The following is a 14,778-nucleotide window of genomic DNA, read 5'->3' on the forward strand; positions in this document are numbered from 1 at the left end:
GAACCGCTTTTGTGAATGGAAAAAGGCTTCCCGCACAAAAGCGGGAAGCCCTTCCTGAAAGACTAGATCCGGCAGCTCTCCCCGGAACGAACGGAAGAGCGGTAGGCGCGGAAGCGACCGGAGTTGTGCCTCTTACTTTGCAAAGCTGTGATGGCCGATCGTGACGACGACGTCAAGACTGGACCAAAACTCGCCCTTGGATACTTCGGGATTAAAAAAGTAAACCGCGTCCCCCACGTTATTTTTGCCGTTTAACGCGTCTTTGGCGGCGCGAAGCGCGGTTTCGCCCGGCTTGCTTTTGTCCAGCAGGCCGTTGTGCGCAGGCGGGAATTGCTTGCCCGAATAAATGACGTCCTTGATCGTATCCGGGAAACGCGAGTCTTTCACCCGGTTCAAGATGACGTTCGCGATGCCGAGCTGACCTTCGTACGGCTCATAACCGGCTTCCACCTGCGTGATCTTGGCGAGCAGCGTAAGCTCTTCTTCCGTAAACGGCTTCGCCTTGTTCATCTGCACGTAAGGGATTACAACCTTCAGCTTCTTACCCGGCTTGATGCTGTCGCCGCCGGCGAGCCCGTTGCGGGCAAGAAGCTGGGCCTGGCTCATGCCGTAATCCTTGCTGATCTCGGCCAAACCGTAGTCGTCCGCCGCAACCGCCGGCTGGACCGTCTTGATTTCCGCCGTGCCGGCTTTATCGTTCCAGCTTACTCTCGCGTGCATCATTTCCGCCGTCTCCCGCAATGGGACGTACATTCTGCCTTCTTCCACAAACGGCACCGAATCCATCACGTAACGCCCGTCGTTGAAATAAACGACCGGCACGCCGTTGCCCAGCACGATTGTATCTCCTAAAGCGGTATGTATCGTTGCTTCCTCGTTCGTATTGTTCCATTTCATATCTGCTCCAAGCAGCGTCGACAGGCTCGCGACGGGAACGAATATCGATCCGTTCACCAGGCGGGCCGGATCGGCCAGCTTCGCCGTTTTCCCGTCAAGCTCGATTCCTACCGTATCCGCGGCGGATGCGGCAGCGGACAGCGGTCCGGAGCAAAGCAGCAGCGCCGTACATATTGCGATAACAAAGCGCAGCCCGTAAAAGTTGTTCCGTTTGAACATGGTTACCTCCCAATATTTGATTCAAATACGTGGGCGCTTCCGACATTCACGCGTTTAGCAGATTATACCACAGCATTTAGGGCTCGCAGGATTAACCTTTTCACAGAATTCCAATTTGAGGAGGAGCTGGTTTCCGGCTGGGATACCGTTTTTAAAGGTGCTGGAAGCTTATTTTTGAAGAAAAAAGACAGAAAAAAACCGCCTCCGAAACTTCCGGAAACGGCCGAACTAAACGTCTGGCGAATGAAAGACGATTTTGTCCAATAGATCCGACAGCTTGTACTGCTTCAACAATTCGTAGGTCCTCTGCTCGCTCTCGGCCATAATCGCTTCGAGCTGCCGGTCGATCTGCTCCGCGGCGCTGGCGCATTCGGGAGAACGGGCTCCCGGGCATTCCTCCGCGTCCTGGCGGACCGCCATATAAATGTCGGCAAGCGTCAGCTTGTCGGGATTCGCCTTGAGGAAATATCCTCCCTCGCGCCCTTCGCGCGCTTCCACAATGCCTTCGCCCGCAAGCTGCGCCAAAACGCGGCGCAAGAAGGTCGGATGCGAATTCACGTGCTTGGCGATCGCGCCGCTGGTCATAATGCAGCCGCAATGCGCCAGCATGACCAGCGTGTGAACGGCAATGGCAAAGCGGGGCGGCCCGATGGGATGGTTGCGGTTCGAGCTCATGGTCATTCTCTCCTGGTCAAGCGTTATCTTATAAATATTAGCCAAAAAGACGCAATGAAGCAAGGAACCGCTTTAAAAAAGAACCGCCTCGCGGCGGGCCATCGGGCCGGCCGGCAAGCGGTTCTCATATCCATTTTTTTTAAAAGTTGAAATAGGCCTTGGCGTTGCGGTAGGAAATATTGCCGACGATGTCGCCAAGCAGCTCCATGTCGCCTGGAACTTCGCCGCTCTCGGCCCATTCGCCGAGCAGGTTGCACAGAATGCGGCGGAAATATTCGTGCCGCGTATACGACAGGAAGCTGCGCGAATCCGTCAGCATGCCGACGAACCGGCTCAGCAGGCCGATATTGGCCAATGCTTTCAGCTGCTGCAGCATGCCGTCCTTCGTATCGTTGAACCACCAGGCGGAGCCGAGCTGGATTTTGCCGGGAATGCCGCCGCCCTGGAAGCTGCCCGCAATCGATGCCAGAATGTCGTTGTCGTTCGGATTGAGCGAATACAGAATCGTGCGCGGCAATCCTCCGTCCGACTCGATCGCGTCCAGCAGCCTCACAAGCGGCAGCGCCACCGGGCTGTCTCCGATCGAATCGTAGCCCGTGTCGGGACCAAGCTTCTCGAACATCCGCGAGTTGTTGTTGCGGGACGCGTTGATATGGAGCTGCATCGCCCAGCCGCGCTCCGCGTACAGCTTGCCGAGGAATACGAGCGTATACGTTTTGTATTGCTTTTCCTCTTCCAAAGAAACGGCCGAGCCGCTTTTCGCCTTGGCGAAAATAGCCGCAGCCTCTTCTTTGGTCGCCTCCGCGAACGGCACGTAATCAAGCGCATGGTCGGATACGCGGCAGCCGGTATCGTGGAAAAACCGCACTCTCGCTTCCAGCGCCGCCAGCAAGTCGTCGTAAGTCGCGATGCTCGTCCCCGCAGCCTGCTCCAGCTTCCCGAGCCATTCCAAATAGCCTTTGCGGTTAATCTCCAGCGCTTTGTCCGGACGGAACGAAGGCAGCACCTTTACGTTGAAGTCCGGAAGCTCCTTGATTTTCACATGATATTCGAGCGAATCGGCCGGATCGTCCGTCGTGCAGATCACTTCCACGTTGGACTTGACGATCAGGTCTCTTGCCTTGTAATTGCCGGTCTTCAGCTCGGCGTTAACCTTCTCCCAAATAACCGGCGCATTTTTTTCGTTGATCAGCTCCTCCACGCCGAAAAACCGCTTCAGCTCCAGATGCGACCAATGGTACAGCGGATTGCCGATCGTTTGCGGAACGGTGCGCGCCCATGCCAGGAAACGGTCGTAATCGGTGACTCCTTCGCCGCCGGTTACGTATTTCTCCTCCACGCCGTTAGCGCGGAGCGCTCGCCATTTGTAATGGTCGCCGTACAGCCAAGCCGCCGTCAAATTTTCGAAGGCAGCGTTTTCATAAATTTGCTGCGGGCTCAAATGGCAGTGGTAATCGATGATCGGCAAATCTTTTGCGTAATCCTCGTACAGGCGTACGGCGGTTTCGTTCGTTAACAAAAATCGTTCATCGAGAAAAGTTTTCAAGGCAATCTTCCGCTCCTTCTCATAAAATCGGGCTAGCCGCCGATGCGCGGGTGGCATCGGCGGCCGCAACTGCTAATGGAATTTGACAAGCTCGTCGATTTTGATCTGCTGGCCGGTCTGGATCGAACGGTTCGCCGCGATGCCGGTCAGAATCGATCTGGCGCCGTCGATATGGTTCGCCGCGCGTTTGAATTTGTCCTCCACCGGAGTTCCGAACAGATCGTTGAGCAGCACCGGGTCGCCCCCGCCGTGGCCGCCTGCGCCTTCCTCGACGTCCACCTCGTAAGGCTCCGCGAACATCGGGAACACTTTAATCGTTTTCGCTTTCAGCGCGCCCTCTTCCGATTTTTTGCCGCCGGAATTGACGTACGATTGCTCGACGATGGACATCTCGATGCGCCCCTTCGTGCCGTTAAACGCGATCCGGTAACCTTCCCACGGCAAATAAGCGTTCAGCGAATACGTCATAATCGCGTTGTTCTTGTAACGAACAAGCACGCCCATCGTGTCTTCGATGCTGATCCCGTCCCCGAATACGCTTTGGTCGCGGCGGTAGCCGTCCTCCGGCTCGGCGTCAAGATACATCGCTTTCAAATGCTCGTTCCTGTCGAGCGGCAATGCGAACGGATCTCCCTCCGCGTTCGGATGGCCGGTCGCCCGGTCGTAAAACTTGGTCACGCCGCGCGCTTCCGCGTTCTCCCGTCCGTAGAACAGCAGATCGCCGTACGCGAACACCGATTCCGGCTGCGAGCCGATCCAGAAGTTAACCAGATCGAAGTGATGCGTCGACTTGTGTACGAGCAGGCCGCCGCTGTTGCGCTTGTCTCGGTGCCATCTGCGGAAATAATCGGCGCCGTGCTTCGTATTGAGCAGCCATTCGAAATGGACCGACGTGACCTTGCCGATCGTGCCGTCCGCGATCAGCTCTCTCGCTTTCGTATGGTGCGGCGCGTAGCGGTAGTTGAACGTCACGCGGACATTGCGTCCCGTGCGCTCCACGGCGTCCAGAATTTCCTGGCACTTCTTCTCGTCCACGGTCATCGGCTTTTCCGTAATGACGTCGCAGCCGAGCTCCATGGCGCGAATAATGTAAGTATGATGGGTCCGGTCCACGCTCGTCACGATGACGACGTCCGGCTTCTCCGTTTTAATCATATCATCGAACCGGTCCGCTTTATAGGTGTTGACCGCATGATAATCGTATTTTTCCGTCAGCCGCCTGTTGGCGTAATCCATGCGGATTTGGTTAATATCGCAAAATGCGACCAATTCGGACGTCTCTTTGTAATCGGTTGCAATTGCGGAATAAAAAAACTCCGCCCGGCCGCCCGTGCCTACCAGGGCATACTTTTTCTTCGCGCTCATTCGAATCCATCCTTTTCCGTTAATTTGAAGCGTTGCTTTTGCTGTCGGCTTCATCTTATCGCATCTTAATGCTATAATTCTTTGCAAATCATGCTGATATCGCTATAAATGCCGCATATTTTGCGTTTGCGGCAGCAGATCGGAGGAGGCGCGCGAATGGATGTCCAGACGGAATCGTTCCGCTTCGGAACCGTCGACCGGCTGTTCGTCGAATACGTGAAACGATCCGCCCCCTATACGATGGGAGCGGACCACTTTCATCCCTATTACGAAATCTATTACATGCTGTCCGGCAGCCGCATCTATTTCGTCGGCGACCGTTCTTATCCGGTAGAGCAAGGCGACCTGGTGTTTATTAAGCCGAACGTGCTGCACCAGACGATGCATGCCGGCGATCCGGAGCATGAACGGCTTGTCGTCCATTTCGGAGACGCGTTTCTTAACGGGTTCTCCAGCCTGCACCGCGCCTTGCTGCTCAGTCCGTTCGAGCAAGCAAGCAAGGTCATCCGGCTGCCGCGGCAGGAGCAGCTTCCGGTCGACCGTCAGCTTCGCCGCCTTGCGGACGAACTCCGCCATAAGCCGGCGGGCTACGAGCTCGTTCCCGCCGCCGCCGTGACCGATCTGCTGCTGACGGCCGCCAGATATTTGCAGGAGCACGACCCGGTGCCGATTCATCACGATACGCCGCTCCATGCGAAAATATCCGAAATCGTCCGCCATATCGACGCCCATTTCGCCGAACCGCTTACGCTTCGGGAGCTCTCCGACCGTTTTTATATAAGCCCGCATTATTTAAGCCGCAAATTCAAGGAGATTACCGGCTTCGCCTATACCGATTATCTCGTGCTGACCCGGATCAAGGAAGCGCAGCGTCTGCTGCGCGAAACGGACAAAAGCATAACCGAGGTAGCGGCGGATGTCGGCTTCGACAATTTCTCCCATTTCGGCAAAACGTTCAAGCGGATTGCGAAAGTGCCGCCGCGCGACTACCGCAAGCAAATATAGCCCGCTTTCGGTTTCCCGCTGACGGAACCGGATATTCCGATTTCGCCGCCGGGTCGGCGAATCAATCGTATTTTTTGCGCAGCAAGCCGTCCAGCCGCTCCTTGACCGCCGGCCATTCGGTATCGAGAATGCTGTACAGCAGAACGTCGTGCACCGACCCGTCCGGCTTGATTCTGGCCCGCCGCAGAACGCCTTCCTGTACCGCTCCGATCCGTTCCACCGCCCGCTGCGACCGGACATTGAAATGACTGATCGAAAATTGCACGCGAAGCGTCCCCAGCCGTTCGAAGCAATGGGCGAGCAGCAGCCTTTTGCATTCGGTATTGACGGACGTCCGCCATACGCGGGGCGACAGCCACGAATAGCCGATTTCGGCGTTCCGGTGCGTTTGGTTGATATCCGCGATTCTCGTCGTGCCGACGACTTGTCCGGTCTTCTTCTCGATAACCGCAAACGGAAGCTGCGTGCCTCCCGCGCGCCCCCGCAGCGCTTCGTCTACGAGCGCTTCCGCCTGTTCCAGCGACGTTATCTTCCGCCATGTAAACTCCCAGATCGCATCATTATGCAGCACTGCGGCCAGCTCGCCCTTATGGGCCGGCTCCAGCAGCACCAGGTCGATCGTCTGGCCCTCCAGCTTTAATCCCGTGTCGATTCCGTTTGCACTCATCGCGATTGCGCCGCCTTTTCGTTATGGATTCGAGGAACGTCATGCCCATCGGCCAAGGCGACGAACGAAGCCGTTCCTACTTGTATCATACCGGATTAAAGACGGGCGAATAATAGATTTTCTGTAAAGAAATTTGTGCTTCGGCGCAGCTATAAAAGTTGAACGTAATAATGGCCAGCCATCCATTCCGAAAGGGATTCCCTTTCTCCATTTCATTAGGCATTGTCAGGGAGCTCATTTGTTCAACTTTTATAGAATCTAATCTCTCAAATAGACGCAAAGCGGCATAAGCCCAAGCTCCTTGATGCCGTCTTTGACGAGGCCGGCGATGCGGATCCCGCCCAGCTCCTGGAAGTGCGTGTCGTCCTTTGCTCCTTCGGGGAAAGCCGCGAACTCGCCGGGATACGCCCACATGAACAGCGCCTTCGACGGCTCGTCCCCCATGCTTTCGTACAGCGCGGTGCTGCTCGCCGTCAAATCGATCAGCGGCACGTTCTCTTCCGCCGCCAGCTCCTTCATCGCCGTTACGTAATCGCCGTGCGTGTCGATAATTTTGCCGTCGGCACCGAACTTGCGGCGCTGCACGGGGGTGATCAGAACCGGTATCGCTCCGCGTTCCCTCGCTTCTTTTATATATACATTCAAATATTGCTTGTAGGTCGTGAAAGGATCGGTCGCCCGCTCCTCGTCCGTCTTCTCGTCGTTATGCCCGAACTGAATGAACAGGAAATCCTTCGGCTTGATCCGGTCCAAAATCGGCTGCAGCCGCCCTTCGTTCAGGAAGCTCTTCGAGCTTCGGCCCGATTTCGCTTCGTTGACGACGGCCACTTCCGCGTTCAAATACAGCGGCAGCATTTGCCCCCATCCGGCGTAAGGGAACGTCTCCTGGTCGGTAACGGTAGAATCGCCGGCAAGAAATATCGTCGTTGCCTGCGGGGCCGGCCGAATCGTGACCGCGTTCACGCGAGGGGCGATGCCCGAAAACGAAAGCTTCAGTTGTCCCGTATTGACGTTCGTCGTAAAGCTGCGAACGAGAAATTGCCCGGCCGACGCGGCCGCTTCATGCAGGATCATCCGGTTCGGCCCCGCTTTAAGCGTCGTCGTCGTAGGCGCGATCTGGTCGCCCATCGTGACGGTGACCGTGTAATTGCCGTCCGGCAAATCGACGAGAAACGACGCGTTCACCGGTATGCAGAACGATCCTCTCAGCTTATCCGGACCGCCTCGGTCCCGCTCGTTCACAATGCCGCCTTCGAAGCCGTAGCCGAGCGCTTTATCGTACGCCGTGCCTGCGGGCACCTTCGTATAGCCCGCTTCCGCTTCCCCCGCGCCGAAATCAAATCGGTATTCCATCCGTCCTACACCTTCCTCGAATTTAGAGTTGGTTTCATTCCAAGAAGAGCGCATATGGGCCCCATTGTCATTGTGCAGCAAAAGGCGGGTTTGCGCTATTTAAAAATACGTTACCATTGTTTAAATAACCGATTATTTAATTGGAAATGAATAACCCGGCTTTAACTAAAGCCGGGTCTTTGCTTTTATATAACCTTTTCAACCCCCTTATTGCCCTTCCATCTTCTTCTTGAATTCGTCGAGCTGGCGCTGCAGCTCCGCAAGCACCTTGTCGACGCCCGCCGTCTTCAGCTTGCTGCGGAATTCCTCGACCGCTTTGACCGGGTCGCCAGCCTTGCCGTAGCCGATGGCCGGGCCAAGCTCGCCCGTTACTTGCGTAATGGCGGTCAGCTCCGCGTCGACCGGCGTTTTGTCGAAGACGAATTGGCCGTACGGGTATGGTTTTTTGACTTTGTCGTATTCGGCGTAAAGCGTTTCCTCGATTTGATCCCACGAATTGGCGCTCGGAATTTCGAATTTGTCGACGCGACCGCCCCAGAAATCCGAGTAGAAACCATGCTGAGCTTCGTCATAGCCCGCCGGCTGCACGCGCTTGCCGTCTTTAATTTCGTATTGGACCCCTTCGATGCCGTAGTTGATCAGATGGTAAATTTGCTCGTCGTTGCGAATGAGATCGTACGCCATAAGCGCCCGTTCCGGATTTTTGCTGTGTGCGCCGACGGAGGTTCCGCCGTGCGTAATGGACAGCTCCAGCAGATTGCCCCTCGTCCGCGAGAACGGGAACATTTGCAGCTCGGAGCCCGGCTGGTCTTTATCCATCTGCACCCGAAGACCGCTGAACGTTTGCGTATGGTGCTGGTCCATGCCCGACAGGCCGGCGCGGAGAGCGGCGCGGGCGTCGTTTTTGTTGTTCAGCACGTCTTCGCGCCAAAATCCTTTGTCTCCCCATTCCTTCATCAGCTTCGCGTAATTGAGGAACGTATCTTCGAAAACGGGGCTGACCGCCGTATACCTCTCGTCGTACGATTTCGCCGCGAATACGGGGAGGTAGCCGGTCGAAATCGGAAGCTCCAGCTCGTCGGTATACGAGTTGAAATACCCGCCGAATGTGCTCGTTTGGGCCGCGGCGTCCCACGGAATGACATCCGGCTTATTGTCCTTCACGTATTGCAAATATTGGCCGATGCCTTCCCAATCCTTGATCGGCTCCGTAATGCCCGCTTCCTTCGCCCAATCGCCGCGGTAGAAGAAGCCGTGATTTACCCATTGCGTGTAATCGTTTTCGGGGATGAGCACGATTTTGCCGTTATATTTGCTTTCGTTCCAATCTTCTTCCGGAATCGATTTCCATGTTTCCGGCGCGTATACGGGCAGAAGCTCGTCGAGGTTCATAAATGCGCCGCGCTGCGCGTTGCCCCATGTGTCGAGCCAGTCGGTGCCGATCGTAATGAGGTCGACCGGTTCGCCGGACGCAAGCAGCAGATTGTATTTCGTCTGCCAATCCGCCCATTCGACCCATTTCCATTCCAGCTCGGCGTTAATTTTTTCCTTCATGATTTTGTTCACTTCGGCGAGCACTTTCTCGAATTGTCCGTTGGTCGGCTTGTTGCCGAGCACGACATAGCTGATTTTGACGAATTTGGACGTATCGACGGCCCCGCCGCTGCTGCTCTTGCCATCCGCGGACGGCGAAGCGGACTCGCCCTGCTGCTGGCCCCCCGTGTCCCCGTTGCCGCCTCCGCCGCCTCCCGAGCAAGCGGCCAAGAAAATAAGCAGGAAAGCAGCGAGAAGCGAAATAATCGGTTTGAACTTCAACATCCTTTTTCCCCCTTTATAATGGATCGTCGGTTCCCGCCGCGCTTTAGGAACGTTGCCGTTCCGCCGATCAATCAGCCTTTCACGGCTCCGACGGTAATACCCTTAATGAAATAACGCTGGACGAACGGGTAGAACAAGATAACCGGACCGGTCGCGACGACGGCCGTCGCCATCTTCATCGATTCGAGCGGCACATCCCGCAGCTCCACGTTGGAGGCGGCGGCCGAGTTGCGGATAAAGTCCGCGCTGGTGACGACATTGTACAGGAACAGCTGCAGGGGCCTATATTTCATGTCCGGCGACAGGAACAGCATCGAGTTGTACCATTCGTTCCAGTAGCCCAATGCGATGAACAGCCCGATCGTGGCCAGCGCCGGCGTCGACATCGGCAGGATCAGCTTGAGAAAAATCGTAAAGTCGCCGGCTCCGTCGATTTTGGCCGATTCCGTTATGGCGTGCGGGATGGACCGGACGAAGCTTTTCATCATGATGATCAGAAACGGGCTGAGCAGGCCGGGAAGCAGCACGGCCAAATAATTGTCTTTCAGGCTCAGATATTGGGTAACGAGCAAATAGAAAGGCACCAGCCCGCCGGAGAACAACGTCGTAAAATAGATGAAAAACGATATCCCGTTGCGGTAGCCGAAGTCGGGGCGCTGCAAGGCGTAGCCGCTCATCGCGACGATAAACAGTCCGATGGCCGTGCCGGCGATCGTCAGCACAATCGTGACGATATAAGAGCCGACGATGACGTCCGGATTTTCGAATACGATTTTGTAAGCGAACGTGCTGAATTCCCTTGGCACAAAATTAAAGCCGAATTTTTTAATCGCGCTTTCCGCCGTAAACGAAGTGCCGAGGATGAGCAGAAACGGCAGCAAGCAGCAAATCGCGAAGACGGACAAAAACAAATAGCCGAACACCTTCACGATCACTTCGCTCGCATCGGTGCGAATGCTGCGGGATTCCCCGATTTCCATGGAAGCACCTCCTCTTTATGCATGCCGGGCCTTAGGCAGGCCGGCCGGTCAGAACAGGGAATTGTCCGGCGACACTTTGCGGACCATCCAGTTGGCGGTCAAGACGATCACGAAGCCGAATACCGATTGATACAAGCTGACGGCGCTTCCGATCGAGAAGTTGAAGTTGGTCATGAGCGAGCGGAACACGTACGTTTCGATAATGTCGGTCGTCCCGTACAGCGCCGTGTTGTTGGCGCCCACCAGGTTGTAGAACAACCCGAAGTTTCCTTTCAGAATGCCGCCGAGGGAGAACAACACGAGAATGATAAAAGTCGGCTTCAGCCACGGCAGCAAAATATAAATAATGCGCTGGAAAGCGTTCGCGCCGTCGATCTCGGAGGCTTCGATAATTTCGCTGTCCAGCCCCATGATCGCGGCGAAATAAACGATGGAGCCGTAACCCGTCGATTGCCACAGATAGGTCAGCACGATAATAATGGGCCATACGTTCGGATTGGAATAGACTTTGACCGGCTCCATGCCAAGCGATTCCAGGACGCTGTTCAAATAACCGTAATCGTAGCTCAGAATGTTGTAGGCGATCAGCCCGATCAATACCGCCGATATGAAGTGGGGCAGGAACATAATCGTCTGCGATATTTTTTTGAACCATTTTTTCCGGATTTCGTTCAGCAGAATGGCCACAAAAATTTGCAGCACGTTCCCCAGCACGATAAAAACGACGTTGTAGGCGACGGTGTTGAACGTCAGGCGCCACAAATCCCCGTTCATGACAAGGAAACGGAAATTGTCGAAACCGACGAACGGACTTCGGAAAATGCCATCCGAATAGTTGTATTGAATAAAAGCGAGATACAAGCCCGGCATCGGCAAATAAGCGAAAATGATAAAAAATACGATGGCCGGCAGGCACATGAGAAGCAGCGTTTTGTTGTTCCACAGCCGCTTCAGCTTGATGCCGGCTGACGCCTCCCGCTTGGGGACGGCCGCCGCGGTTTCCGTCTGAGCCGTCATGTTGTTTCCTCCTAAGAGTTTTGTGGAGCTTTGCTTCATGAAATTTCTTCGCAACAAAATCTCGCTTCGGAAGCTACGGCTGAATCCGATTGCCAACCGGCACGAAGGTTAACGATTCGAGACGCGCCTCCCGTGCGCGGTCCACCGCTTCAAGCCATATGGCGAGCTTGCCGGCGCCTTCCTTATACCAGACGCCCGGCAAATAAACGGTATCGGCGCTGCCGCCCGTCATCGCCGCTTGCCTGCCGGCTTCGCCAAGCCACAATCGGCCTACGACGATGCTTTCCAGCAAGACCGTCAGTTTCACTCCTTCCCCGGCCGCATGCATCCGCCAGCCGCCCCCGCAATCGGAATTGAGCGTCTCGGCGTACAGCCAGGCGGTTTCTCCCGGGGACAAAATAACGGGCAAGGCGGTCTCCTCCCCGCTCCCTTGCACGGCGTCGGCGCAAACGCGCAAATCGTCTTCGTCGGCCGGACATATCGTCCAATCCCGCACTTCCGTCCCTTCGTACAGGACGACCCGTCCTGCCGGCCAGCCAAGCACCCGTTTGACGCATACGGCGATTTCGGCCGTTTCGCCTGGGGCGACGTAAGGGGTAATGTCCAGGAAAGGATCAAACGGATTGATGTCGCCGGCCTTGCTTCCGTTCACATACAAGCTGCAAATAGACCGAATATTCTGGATATTAATGATCCAGCTGTCCGCGTCGCCGCTCAGCTTAACCTTGCGGCGGTACAATTCGTAAGCGGGATGATCCGCCGACAACCACCCGCCGAACCCGACGACGGGCCATAGAGCGGTGTCCTCGCTCAGCAGCCGTTCTTCCGGCTCGCCGGCGGATAGGCGGCATACGCTCCAATTGCCGTTAATGTCGCTGACGGACGTTACGGCCGCAGCGCCGGTTATCCCCTTCCCGGCGTGCAGCCTCAAGCCGGGCAGCCGGACGTCGTCGAAATTGGAATGGCCCCATATTTCGACCCGAGCCTGCAAAATACATCGCCCGTCCTCCGGCGGGCCGCCTTCGAGCGGCACATAAACGCTGCCTCCGCCCGGAGTGACGGTTCCGGCATACCGCCCGCCGGCATAGACGGACACGACGTCGGCGGCCTCTTTCAAGAGCAAGCCGAGCACCGGTGCGGCGGCCGGCACGCCAAGCTCCGCTTCGTACCAGGCGAAACCGCGGTAGACCGATTCCCGCTCCAGACGGCGCAGCGCCTTCCTGTACAACCTCCGGTTCGACAGCGGCTCCGTTCCCGCCGTTCGAACGAGGCTCCAGCCGGCTTCGGCTTTCTCGGGCCGGTCCGGATATCGCGGCATGCTGCCGATACTGAACGTTCCGTCGCCTCGCGCCTCTTCCAACAGCAGCGCTTTCGCGCGATCCATAACGATAACGCGCAGCGTAGTACCTGCTTTCGTCACAAGCTCGCAAACGGCATCCCCCTCGCGGACGTCAAACGATACAACGAGCCCGCCGTCCCGGTATTCGGCTTGCGCTTGCCAAGAGACGGCCGTCAGCGGCTCGTCGATCGCGAGCGCAAGCTGCCCGCTTCCTTCGGCGTGGAAGAACAAAGCGGCGCTGCCTTCGCCGCAGGTAGCCGTGAACAGCTCGGCCGTGGAGTAGCGAACGGAGCCTTCCATGCCCCACGCGGCAAGCGGCAAGCCGACCGGAAGAGCAACCGAGCGGCCGGCCTTCAGCGTAAAGGCGATGCCGGTATCGGCCGTCCCCGCAAGACCGGCGAGGGAGACCGCATGATCGCAATCCTCCAGGTTGGTCAAGAAGACTAGCCGCCCTCCTCCCGCCAGCTTCAGCGTATAGGGACCCGCAATCGCCGCTTTGGAAACGGCAGCGCCGGCCATCTTCAGCTCCGGATCCGGCCCGATCGCTTCCGCTTCGGCAAGATCCGTCCCGTACGCCTCGATCAACCGGGCGAGCAGCCGGCCTTCGTAGGCCTCCTCCCGGATATGCCCTTCGGGCGAAATCATCCCGCCGAAATCGTAGTCGGACGTCAGGAAAGCAAGCGGTTTGCCCCAATTGTTCGTCGCGTTCGTCAAGCCGAAATTCGTCCCCGACACTTGAAGGTACGGGCCAAGCAGCTTGGCGCCGCAGGACAGGAGCCGCCGCAGCAAATAATGGGAACGGTTCGTCTCCGTCACGAGCAGCGGATACCCGAGCGATCGCAGCAGCCCGTTGTAATGGAGCGCCTTCTCCTCAAACGCCGGATCTTTGTCGTTCGGATAAAAATTGCATGTCGGCATCACGCCTTCCTCGAGGCCGGTCGCCTGCCGAAGGCCGCCTTGCCCCGCGCACGCGAACAGCGGAACGTTAAGGCCGGCCGAAGCGGCCATTCGGACCAAAGCCTCCATGTACCCTTTCGGGTCCGCGCAGCCGTAAAAGTCGAGCTCGTTGTCCAGCTGAACGGCGATGACCGTGCCCCCCGCGCCCGCCTCATAGGCTTTCAGAAGCGGCAAAATGCGGCCGAACCATCTCTCGACATGCCGCAGGAAAAGCGGGTCGTTGTCCCTCAGGCGCATTCCTTCCTCGGCGAACAGGTAGGCGGGCAGGGCACCTCCGTCCCATTCCGAGCAAATGTACGGTCCCGGCCGGGCGATGACCCAAAGCCCCGTCTCGGCGGCAGCCGCCAGAAACGCCGTTACGTCGCGTTCCCCGCCGAAATCCCACTCGCCTTCCGACCGTTCGTGGTAGTTCCACGGAAAATAAACGTCGATGGCGTTGTACCCGAATGACTTGAGCTGCTCCATCCGCTCCTTCCACAGCCCCCTCGGGATGCGAAAATAGAACAGAGAAGCGCTCATTAAAATGCGCGGAACGCCTTCAAGCCAGACGCCGGAAGGCCGAAAGCTTACGGCTTCGCTTGGTTTGATTTCCATGTTCACGGCATGACCTCCAAGCCTTGTTAAAATGCAAGCATAATGAAACCCATTTCATGAAATCGGTTACAATCCGAACAAAAAGAAATACACTCTCTGGAACCGGACAAGCAGAAACGGTCTTCTCGGTCCTTGTCTTAAGGACGAAACGTTTCAGCGAAAATATAAGACAATTTATAACGCAAAACTTATAAATTCTTATATTTCAAGAAAACCTCTTTCGGAGCTTTTCGAAGCTAAGCAGCCAGATGAATTCCCGGAGCCGGCTCGCTTCGAAAGCGTCAAAGCAGGTTTTATCGCCAATAGAATTTATGATTTCCGATTGCTTCGGACGTTCATCAGATTC

Annotated in this window: 11 protein-coding genes; 1 reads left to right on the plus strand and 10 read right to left on the minus strand. The window is 56.5% G+C overall.

What is annotated here, in order from left to right; all coding sequences use genetic code 11:
- Window positions 1-132 precede the first annotated feature (132 nt).
- The 4 genes from ACFSW5_RS10675 to ACFSW5_RS10690 all read right to left on the minus strand — a co-directional run bounded on the left by ACFSW5_RS10675 (window position 133) and on the right by ACFSW5_RS10690 (window position 4,702).
- Complete coding sequence (locus ACFSW5_RS10675) at window positions 133-1,116, minus strand: cell wall hydrolase (protein WP_379272513.1); 984 nt, start codon at window positions 1,114-1,116, stop codon at window positions 133-135.
- Between the two features lie 228 nt (window positions 1,117-1,344).
- Window positions 1,345-1,791, minus strand: coding sequence for an Rrf2 family transcriptional regulator (locus ACFSW5_RS10680; protein WP_379272516.1), 447 nt, complete (start codon window positions 1,789-1,791; stop codon window positions 1,345-1,347).
- A 139-nt stretch (window positions 1,792-1,930) separates the two neighbouring features.
- Window positions 1,931-3,337 (minus strand): glucuronate isomerase, encoded by a 1,407-nt coding sequence (gene uxaC / locus ACFSW5_RS10685; protein ID WP_379272518.1) that lies wholly within the window; start codon window positions 3,335-3,337, stop codon window positions 1,931-1,933.
- A gap of 72 nt (window positions 3,338-3,409) precedes the next feature.
- Complete coding sequence (locus ACFSW5_RS10690; RefSeq protein ID WP_379272520.1) at window positions 3,410-4,702, minus strand: Gfo/Idh/MocA family protein; 1,293 nt, start codon at window positions 4,700-4,702, stop codon at window positions 3,410-3,412.
- A gap of 156 nt (window positions 4,703-4,858) precedes the next feature.
- Between ACFSW5_RS10690 and ACFSW5_RS10695 the strand changes: the two genes are divergently transcribed.
- Window positions 4,859-5,707, plus strand: a complete 849-nt coding sequence (locus tag ACFSW5_RS10695) for a helix-turn-helix domain-containing protein (RefSeq protein ID WP_379272522.1) — start codon at window positions 4,859-4,861, stop codon at window positions 5,705-5,707.
- A 61-nt stretch (window positions 5,708-5,768) separates the two neighbouring features.
- Here ACFSW5_RS10695 and ACFSW5_RS10700 read toward each other — a convergent pair whose 3' ends face one another.
- From ACFSW5_RS10700 to ACFSW5_RS10725, 6 genes are all read right to left on the minus strand, one after another.
- Window positions 5,769-6,374, minus strand: a complete 606-nt coding sequence (locus ACFSW5_RS10700; RefSeq protein ID WP_379272524.1) for a GNAT family N-acetyltransferase — start codon at window positions 6,372-6,374, stop codon at window positions 5,769-5,771.
- 258 nt (window positions 6,375-6,632) lie between these two features.
- Complete coding sequence (locus tag ACFSW5_RS10705; protein WP_379272526.1) at window positions 6,633-7,727, minus strand: rhamnogalacturonan acetylesterase; 1,095 nt, start codon at window positions 7,725-7,727, stop codon at window positions 6,633-6,635.
- Between the two features lie 207 nt (window positions 7,728-7,934).
- On the minus strand, window positions 7,935-9,545 hold the full coding sequence (locus tag ACFSW5_RS10710; RefSeq protein ID WP_379272528.1) for a DUF3502 domain-containing protein: 1,611 nt from the start codon (window positions 9,543-9,545) through the stop codon (window positions 7,935-7,937).
- A gap of 71 nt (window positions 9,546-9,616) precedes the next feature.
- Window positions 9,617-10,525 (minus strand): carbohydrate ABC transporter permease, encoded by a 909-nt coding sequence (locus tag ACFSW5_RS10715; RefSeq protein ID WP_379272531.1) that lies wholly within the window; start codon window positions 10,523-10,525, stop codon window positions 9,617-9,619.
- A 48-nt stretch (window positions 10,526-10,573) separates the two neighbouring features.
- The gene (locus ACFSW5_RS10720; RefSeq protein WP_379272868.1) at window positions 10,574-11,443 is read right to left on the minus strand and encodes an ABC transporter permease; all 870 of its coding nucleotides are present in this window, start codon (window positions 11,441-11,443) and stop codon (window positions 10,574-10,576) included.
- Between the two features lie 172 nt (window positions 11,444-11,615).
- On the minus strand, window positions 11,616-14,432 hold the full coding sequence (locus tag ACFSW5_RS10725) for a beta-galactosidase (protein WP_379272870.1): 2,817 nt from the start codon (window positions 14,430-14,432) through the stop codon (window positions 11,616-11,618).
- Window positions 14,433-14,778: the final 346 nt, after the last annotated feature.

Origin of the sequence: Paenibacillus thailandensis (assembly GCF_042685365.1) — a bacterium.
GTDB classification, from domain to species: Bacteria; Bacillota; Bacilli; order Paenibacillales; family Paenibacillaceae; genus Paenibacillus_AP; species Paenibacillus_AP thailandensis.

Bases quoted from the DNA above. Each gene is read 5' to 3' on its own strand.
- ACFSW5_RS10675 (WP_379272513.1), bottom strand. From the start codon at position 1,116: ATGTTCAAACGGAACAACTTTTACGGGCTGCGCTTTGTTATCGCAATA.
- ACFSW5_RS10680 (WP_379272516.1), bottom strand. From the start codon at position 1,791: ATGAGCTCGAACCGCAACCATCCCATCGGGCCGCCCCGCTTTGCCATT.
- ACFSW5_RS10690 (WP_379272520.1), bottom strand. From the start codon at position 4,702: ATGAGCGCGAAGAAAAAGTATGCCCTGGTAGGCACGGGCGGCCGGGCG.
- ACFSW5_RS10695 (WP_379272522.1), top strand. From the start codon at position 4,859: ATGGATGTCCAGACGGAATCGTTCCGCTTCGGAACCGTCGACCGGCTG.
- ACFSW5_RS10700 (WP_379272524.1), bottom strand. From the start codon at position 6,374: ATGAGTGCAAACGGAATCGACACGGGATTAAAGCTGGAGGGCCAGACG.
- ACFSW5_RS10705 (WP_379272526.1), bottom strand. From the start codon at position 7,727: ATGGAATACCGATTTGATTTCGGCGCGGGGGAAGCGGAAGCGGGCTAT.
- ACFSW5_RS10710 (WP_379272528.1), bottom strand. From the start codon at position 9,545: ATGTTGAAGTTCAAACCGATTATTTCGCTTCTCGCTGCTTTCCTGCTT.
- ACFSW5_RS10715 (WP_379272531.1), bottom strand. From the start codon at position 10,525: ATGGAAATCGGGGAATCCCGCAGCATTCGCACCGATGCGAGCGAAGTG.
- ACFSW5_RS10720 (WP_379272868.1), bottom strand. From the start codon at position 11,443: ATGTGCCTGCCGGCCATCGTATTTTTTATCATTTTCGCTTATTTGCCG.
- ACFSW5_RS10725 (WP_379272870.1), bottom strand. From the start codon at position 14,432: ATGGAAATCAAACCAAGCGAAGCCGTAAGCTTTCGGCCTTCCGGCGTC.